The organism is Streptomyces sp. NPDC054961, assembly GCF_053609145.1.
In genome coordinates, this window is the sequence record NZ_JBSGWY010000077.1 from 1 (window position 1) to 7,461 (window position 7,461).

Annotated in this window: 4 protein-coding genes; 1 reads left to right on the top strand and 3 read right to left on the bottom strand. The window is 72.5% G+C overall.

Annotated features, from left to right (window positions below; translation table 11 throughout):
- Positions 1–113: 113 nt before the first annotated feature.
- Positions 114–1,805: a BCCT family transporter gene (locus tag ACWF9Z_RS35745; protein WP_453609679.1), complete on the bottom strand. Its 1,692-nt coding sequence runs from the start codon at positions 1,803–1,805 to the stop codon at positions 114–116.
- 359 nt (positions 1,806–2,164) lie between these two features.
- Here ACWF9Z_RS35745 and ACWF9Z_RS35750 point away from each other — a divergent pair, with 359 nt between their 5' ends.
- Positions 2,165–4,213 carry a trypsin-like serine peptidase gene (locus ACWF9Z_RS35750; RefSeq protein WP_453609681.1) on the top strand — a complete coding sequence of 683 codons (2,049 nt, stop codon included), beginning with the start codon at positions 2,165–2,167 and terminating at the stop codon, positions 4,211–4,213.
- 33 nt (positions 4,214–4,246) lie between these two features.
- Here ACWF9Z_RS35750 and ACWF9Z_RS35755 read toward each other — a convergent pair whose 3' ends face one another.
- Together ACWF9Z_RS35755 and ACWF9Z_RS35760 are read right to left on the bottom strand one after the other, a co-directional pair.
- Entirely contained in the window at positions 4,247–6,556 is a 2,310-nt protein-coding gene (locus ACWF9Z_RS35755) for an ABC transporter permease (protein ID WP_453609683.1), read from the bottom strand.
- Positions 6,553–7,263 (bottom strand): ABC transporter ATP-binding protein, encoded by a 711-nt coding sequence (locus tag ACWF9Z_RS35760; protein WP_453609684.1) that lies wholly within the window; start codon positions 7,261–7,263, stop codon positions 6,553–6,555. Before ACWF9Z_RS35760 ends, ACWF9Z_RS35755 begins: the two co-directional genes overlap by 4 nt.
- Positions 7,264–7,461 lie beyond the last annotated feature (198 nt).

Below are 7,461 nucleotides of genomic sequence, written 5' to 3' on the forward strand. Positions count from 1 at the left end.
GACCCTTCCCTCCCGCAGAACCGCTCAGGGCCGCGCAGCACCAGCCGCGCGGCCCTGACGCATGTCGGGACGGGGGCCGGGCGGCCCGGCCCCCGTCCCGGGGTACCCAGCCGTCAGGACGGATCGCGGGGCGGGGAGGGCGAGGAGGGCGCCCGTGCCGCGTCCGCCCCCGGGCCGCCGGACGGGCCGCCGGACGGGCCGATGCGGATCTCGAAATCGCCGCCGTACTCCTCGTGGCCCGCGGCCACGGCGACGGCGACGGCTTCCTTGCCCTGTTCGCCCTGGACGATGAGCGGGTCGTGGCGCAGGTCGCGCATGAGGGCCACGCACATGCCGATCATGACCAGGGTGAACGGCGCCGCCACGAGGACCGTCAGGTTCTGCAGTCCGGCGAGCGCGTCCCCCTTGCCGTTGCCGATGAGCAGCATGATGGCCGCGACGGCTCCGGTGACCACGCCCCAGAAGACGACCACCAGCCGGGACGGTTCGAGGACGCCCTTCTGGGAGAGCGTGCCCATCACGATGGAGGCGGCGTCGGCTCCGGAGACGAAGAAGATGGCGACGAGGGCCATCACCAGCAGGCTCATGGCGGTGGGGACGGGGAACTGCTGGAGCAGCCCGAAGAGCTGTCCCTCCGGGGTGCTCTCCCGTGGGAGTTCACCGCTCTCCCGGAGCTTCATGGCCGTTCCGCCGAACACGGCGAACCACAGCAGGCTGACCGTGCTCGGTACGAGGATGACGCCTCCGATGAACTGCCGGATGGTGCGGCCGCGGCTGATCCGGGCGATGAACATGCCGACGAACGGTGTCCAGGAGATCCACCAGGCCCAGTAGAAGACCGTCCAGCTGCCGAGCCAGTCGGCGACCTCGCCGGCGCCGGTGGCCTCCGTACGGCCGATGAGCTGGGGCAGGTCGCCGAGGTAGGCGCCCAGGGACGTGGGCAGGAGGTCGAGCACGATGACGGTCGGCCCGGCGATGAACACGAACACGACGAGCACGAGGGCGAGCACCATGTTGATGTTCGACAGCCACTGGATGCCGCGTTCCACGCCGGAGACCGCGGAGGCGACGAAGGCGACGGTCAGGACGGCGATGACGACGACGAGGAGCGCGGTGCTGACCGAGTCCATCCACCCCAGCTCACGGATCCCGCTGCCGATCTGGAGGGCTCCCAGGCCGAGCGAGGCCGCGGAGCCGAAGAGGGTGGCGAAGATCGCCACGATGTCGATGACCCGGCCGGCCCCGCCGTGGGCGTGCCGGGCGCCGATCAGCGGCTCGAACACCGCGCTGATCGTCTGGCGGCGGCCGCGACGGAACGTGCTGTAGGCGATGGCGAGTCCCACGACCGCGTAGATCGCCCACGGGTGGAGCGTCCAGTGGAACAGGGTGGTGGCCATCGCGGTCTGCATCCGCTCGGCGGAGTCGGCGGGGTGCGTGCCGGGCGGGGCCGTCTCGTAGTGCGCCAGGGGTTCGCTCACTCCGTAGAACATGAGCCCGATGCCCATGCCGGCGCTGAACATCATGGCGACCCAGGAGACGGTGCGGAACTCCGGGGGCTCGTCCTCGCGGCCGAGGCGGATCAGGCCGTAGCGGCTGATCGCCAGCCAGAGGGCGAAGACGACGAAGCCGCTGGCGGCGAGCATGAAGGCCCAGCCGCCGTTGTGGAGGAGCCCCTTGAGCAGGCGGCTCGACACGCTCTCCAGCGAGTCCGTCGCGACGGCGCCCCAGAGCACGAAGGCGAGGGTCAGGACCGCCGTGACGCCGAAGACCACCTTGTCCGTGCCGGAACGCAGGTCGGTCGACAACGCAACCCCCCTTCATCAAGGCCGGGAACCATCGCGTGCGACGGATCGTCACTTACATCTGATTTAAGCTCATATCGACCTGAAGGAGGCCGCAGCCCGGCCACGCGGCGGTGCGCCCCGGACCGGAACCTAGGGGCGGGGATCCGGGGGAGCGGGCCGGCCGGGGCCCCCGGCCACCCGCCCGGCCCAGAGCCCCGGAACCTTCTGCCGCGGGACATCGGCGCAGGAAGAGGACGTGGCCCGTGCCGTCCGCCCCGGTCGCGGGCGCCGTGACCGCGCTGCCCGTTGTTGCGGCATCGGCCTCCATGGCAGCTCCTGGAAGGAGCCCGTACACCCGCCAGAACAGAACGGTGACCGCCATGCCGGCGACGGATGAGACCCGGGAACTGCAGCGACAGCAGGCCGCGTCGGCGGCGAAGAGGTATCGCGACGCGACCGCGGAGCGGGAGGTGATCGAGGACAAACTCGCGGCGGGGGTGAAGTACCCCGACACCCCGCAGGCGATCGCCAACCGCGCCAAACGGCTCCTCGACCGGGGCGGGGTCCCGCCCGCGGCGGCGGTGGAGAGCGTGCGCGCGGAGGCCCTGGACGGGCCCGAGACCCTGGAGCGGGTCATCGGACTCACCAAGGACCTCCAGCCGTGGAGCTTCTTGCCGCGGGGCGTCCGCGCGGGCGCCACCGTCGCCCGGATCTCGATCCTCCGTGACGGCCTGGAGCGGCCGCACGCCACCGGCTTCCTGGTGTCGCCCCGGCTGCTGCTCACGAACCACCACGTGTTCCCGAACGCGGAGACCGTGCGGCGCTGCTTCCTGGAGTTCAACGCCGAGGTCACCATCGACAACGCGCCCGACGCCACGATCCGGTACGAGCTCGACCCCGACACGTTCTTCACGGCGGACGAGCACCTCGACTACGCGCTGGTGACGGTCGCCCCCGCCGCCGACGGCCGCCTTCCGGGCGAGGTCTTCGGATGGAACCGGCTCAGCCTGGAGCAGGGCAAGATCGTCTTGAACGACCCGGTGAACGTCATCGGCCACCCCATGGGCCGCCTCAAGGAGATCGCCCTCCGGGACAACGCCCTGGTGCAGAGGCTGGACGAGTTCCTCCACTACCGCACCGACACGGAGCCCGGCAATTCCGGCTCTCCCGTCTACAACGACCAGTGGGAGGTCGTGGCACTGCACCACCAGGGCGTGCCGAACACGGACCGTCAGGGCCGCATCCTGCGCAAGGACGGTCAGCTCTGGCGTCGTGGCATCGACGGTGACGACACCGTCGACTACGTCTCGAACGAGGGCGCCCGCACCAGTGCGATCCTCAAACACCTCGCCGCACGGAGTCTGGACCCCGAACGACGTGCTCTGCTGGCCGAGATGGGTCCCGAATCCGGCCTCCAGCAGGACCCCGTGGCAGACCCGGTGCGGACGGTGGCCGCGCCACCCGTCCCGCCCCGCGAGGCCGCCGTCATCGTCACCGCTCCGCGCCCCGCGGCCGTCGGCGGTGTCCGCGGGTCCACCGGGCCCCACATCGGTCTGCGCGCCCCGTCGGACGCGTTCGGCGGTCGGCGGCACCTGGTGTTCCTGCACGGCCGGAACCAGCAGGGGAAGGACCCCGTGGAACTCCGCCGCGGCTGGACCGGGGGACTGAACCACGGACTCACCCGCGCCGGACTGCCCACCGTCGACCCGGAGGACGTCTGGTTCCCGTTCTACGGCGACCGGATCGCGGAAGTCATCGGGCAGCGCGGGGCCGTTCCCGACGCCCGCGCCGACGGGTGCGCGGACGAGACGTACGAGCGGCTCGTCATCGACGCGGCGGCGCTGGCCGGCATGCCGCAGAACGGCCGGCCGGCCACGGAGGGCCTCGGAAGCACGATGGTCGGATCCTTCCAGGGGGCCCTGAGCTGGCTGGCGGCCAAGACCGGATGGGACACCCTGGCCATCGCGGCCGTCTTCCGTGACGTGGACGCGTACCTCCGCGGCGGCGACATCCGCGAGGCCGTCCTGGACTGCGTGGCCGAGACGCTCCCGCCCGAGGGGGAGCTCGTCCTCGTCACGCACAGCCTCGGGACGGTGGTCGGCATGGACCTCATCGCCAACCGGCTCTCCCCGGGGACGAAGGTCACCCTGCTCGTCACGGCGGGCAGTCCCCTGGGGATGGACGCGGTCAGCAGCCGGCTGCTCCCGCCCGGCACACACCGCCCCGACGCCGTCGAACACTGGGTCAACGCCTGGTGTCCGACCGACGTGGTGGCCATCGGCTGCCCGCTGGAGCCCGTCTGGGGCAAGCTGACGGAGGAACACGCCGTGCTGAACGCGAACGACCGGGCCCACAGCATCGAGGAATACCTCGCCCACCCGGAAGTCGCCACGGCGATCGACGCGTTCCTCGACCGCTCGATCCGGTGACCGCACGGGGGCGGGCCGGCGCCGACGGACGCCCTACTCGGTGTGCAGCACCGAGGCGATGGTCGTACGGGCCGCCGACCGGGCCGGGACCAGGGCGCCCAGGACCGCGATCGCCACACCCGCCAGGAGCATCGCGGCCAGCTGTGGCGCGTGCCACACGTCCTTCATGTACGGGGGGAAGGCGACCACTCCGACGTGGTCCACGACGAGGCGGTGGGCCGCGATCCCGAGCGGGATGCCGAGCAGGCCGCCGGCCGCGCCCAGCCCGGCGACCGAGGTCACCGTCATCACCACCACCTGCCGGGGGGTCATGCCGATCGACTTCAGCATGCCCAGGTCGCGTCGCCGCTCACGGGTGTTCAGGAGGACGGTGTTGAAGACGCCGAGGGAGGCGACGACGGTCAGCAGCACGGTGAACACCGTGGAGAAGGTGATGACGGTGGCGGTGCCGGCGTTGCCGGAATCCCCCACCGACGCCTGCAGGCCCGGGTCGAGCGCGGCGACCGCCTCGGCGTAGGCGTGCGCGTCGGCGCCGGGGGAGAGCCGCACCGTGTACTCGGTGGCGTGGTCCTCCGGCGCGAGTCGGGCGAGGGTGTCCCACGTGGCCTCCAGCGCGCGGGCGTCGCCCTCGATGAGCTGCCCCACGACGGTCGCGGTGACCTTCCGGCCGTTCAGTTCCAGATCGACCCGATCGCCGATCTTCAGTCCGCGCTGGGTCAGGAAGGCCGGCCCGGCGACGATCTCACCCGCCGCGGCCGGCGCCCGGCCCTTGACGAGGGTGTGGTCGTACGAGGACGCGTCCCCGCGGTAGAAGTCGGCGTAGACGGGCTGGGACTGCCCGGTCAGGTGCGCCTGGGACAGCGCGCGGGCCCGTACACCCCGCGCACCCGGCAGGGAGCGCAGCCGTTCCTCGATCTGGCCGTCGCCGAGCCGGGGCGGGGTCCGGTCGTTCCCCGATCCGCCGGTCGTCACCTGGATCCGGGCGCCCCCGTCTTCCCGCCCTACGTTGCCGAACGCCAGCATCGTGCTGGTCAGGCCGGTCGAAAGGGTCACCGTGGTGACCCCGAGGACGATGGCCGCCATGGTCAGCAGGGTGCGGGCGGGCCGGGCGAACGGCTGGCCCAGGCCCAGACTGACCGGGCGCGGCAGCCGGGTGGCGCCGAGCATCCGCTGGACGCGCAGCCCGCGCCCGGTCCGCGGGGCGCCGCCCGCGCTGATCGCCCGTGCGGCGGACAGCCGGTGGGCTCGCAGGGCGGGGAACAGCGCGGCCAGCAGGACGAGGGCGGGCATGCCCACGAGGCAGCCGACGGACAGCCACGGGCTGATGCCGCCGATCGAGGCCCGGCCCACGTCGATGCCGGTGAACGCGACCTTCAGGATCGGCCCGGCCAGCGCGTTGCCGGCCAGCGTGCCCAGCACGCAGCCCGCCACCGCCGGTACCGAGAGCATCGTCAGGTAGACGGCGACGACCTGGTTCGGGGTGAAGCCCAGGGCCTTGAGCACCCCGATGTGCCGGTACCCGGAGACGACCGCCCCGCTCACGACGTTCCCGACGATCAGGGTGGAGACCAGCAGGCCGAGGACGCCGAAGAGCGTCATGAACGGGAGGTAGGAGTCGGCCAGCGCGGAGAAGGCCTGCTTGAGGGTGAGGTAGGTCTGCGCCCCGGTCAGCGAGTCCCCGGGCAGTCCGGCGGTGGCCCGCGCCAGCCCGGCGCTCAGCTGGGCCTCGGTCGCGCGGTCCGTGAAGCGGTAGAGCATCTGGGCGGAGGCCGGGTGCAGCGCGGCCATCTGCTCGGGCGAGACCCAGGCGCTCGCCGACTTGCTCATGCTGGCGGCGAATCCGACGACGCGCAGCGCCGGGCCGCCCGGGGGCTTCAGCTCGGTGCCGAGGAGCTCCGTTCCGGGGGAGCCCTGGACGGACCAGTTGACGACGATCTCGCCGGGCGCGGTGGCCCAGTGGCCCTCCAGCAGCTCGATCCGGTCCACCGGGCCGGCCGGATCGGCCCGGCCCACCACGGTGAGGGTGCCGCCCGCCATCCAGAGCCAGTCCTCGGGGACGTCGACGACGGCCTGCCCGAACGGTCCGGCCGCGGCCTCCACCCCGGGCTGACGGGCGGTGCGCGCCAGTTGTTCCCGCGTGACCTTCGCGGTGTCGAACACCGCCACCGTATGGGCACCGCGCTGTGCGGCGTGGGCCTTGTCGAAGGGGCTCGAGGCGGCGGTCAGCACGGCCAGCGCGAGCAGGACCGTCGTGGTCGAGCAGAACACGACGAGTCCGATGACGAAGGTCTGGATCCGGCGGCGCTTCACGGCCGCGCGCGAGGCCCTCCACACGGCGCTCACGCGGTCACCTCCAGCGTGCTCTCGCGGGCGACCCGGCCGTCGGCGACCTCGATCAGGCGGCTGGCGCAGCGGGTGGCCAGCTGCGGGTCGTGGGTGACGATCAACAGGGTCTGGCCGATCTGGTTGAGGTCGATCAGCAGGTCCATCACCTGCTCGCCCGACCGGCTGTCGAGGGCGCCGGTCGGCTCGTCCGCCAGGAGCAGGGCGGGCCGGTTCATCAAGGCCCGCGCCACGGCGACGCGTTGGCGCTCGCCGCCACTCAGCGTCGCCGGGTAGTTGTTCCGGCGCCCGGCGACACCGAGTTCCTCCAGGAGCTCCAGGGCGCGGCGGCGCGCCTGCCGGGCCGGGGTGCCGGTCAGCTGCGCGGCCAGCGCCACGTTGTCGAGGACGGGCAGGTCGTCAATGAGGTTGAAGAACTGGAAGATCATGCCGACGTTGCGCCGCCGGAACAGCGCCAGGCCGGTCTCGTTCAGCCTTCCGAGGTCGTGGCCCTGCACCTCGACGGTCCCCGAGGTGGGCCGGTCCAGACCGGCCACCATGTTGAGCAAGGTGGACTTGCCGCAACCGGAGGGTCCCATCACGGCGACGGCGTCGCCCGCCCGGATCTCCAGCGAAAGGCCGTCCAGGGCCTTCGCGTCGCCGTACTCCTTGTGGACGCCGTCCAGCCGCACCACCACGCGCCGCTCACTGCCGTGATCAGTTGTCATGGCCCGAACTTAGGCCGGGGACCGACGGCGGTGCGTCACCCCCCGGATGTATCCGTCCGGGCAGGTCATCCCGGGGATGTACGGACGCTGCGTGCGGCCGGCCGTGGCGGGCGCGGGACTCGGCGAGTTGGGGGGGCCCGGCCGCGGCGGCAGGCGCGAGCCGGGGTGCGGCGCCCGGCGGGGGGCGGGGCCGGCGCC